This window comes from Citrobacter sp. VF227, assembly GCF_052950715.1.
In genome coordinates this window covers 1-509 of the sequence record NZ_JBRFVF010000276.1, presented here as the reverse complement: position 1 = coordinate 509, position 509 = coordinate 1, and the positions used below count along the sequence as shown (strand labels likewise).

Below are 509 nucleotides of genomic sequence, written 5' to 3'. Positions count from 1 at the left end.
TGAGTCGCATGCGCTTACTGATGCAGAGTCAGATGCTGTTGCTCGCAGTGAATCAGGTGCACTTACTGATGCTGAATCAGACGCGCTTGTTGACGCAGTATCTGATGCACTTGCTGATGCTGAATCGGATGCGCTTACTGATGCTGTGTCAGACGCGCTTGTTGACGCAGAATATGATGCACTTACTGACGCTGAATCAGATGCACTTACTGATGCTGAGTCAGATGCACTTACTGATGCTGAGTCAGATGCACTTACTGATGCTGAGTCAGATGCACTTGCTGATGCTGAATCAGATGCGCTTACTGATGCTGAGTCACATGCACTCACTGACGCTGTATCAGATGCACTTACTGACGCTGAGTCAGATGCTCTTGCTGACGTCGAATCAGATGCGCTCATTGATGTTGCATCAGTCTCTCTCACCGTTCATCATGCATTTCCTGATGATTTAGCACAACGTTAGTCTGATACTCTTGCTGATTCCTCCTGAGATAGCACTCTTACTT

The 509-nt window shown here is 47.5% G+C and carries 1 protein-coding gene; it reads left to right on the top strand.

Annotated features, from left to right (window positions below; translation table 11 throughout):
* On the top strand, window positions 1-455 hold a 455-nt coding region (locus ACU8YC_RS26300), incomplete at its 5' end, for a hypothetical protein (protein WP_446896162.1).
* Window positions 456-509: the final 54 nt, after the last annotated feature.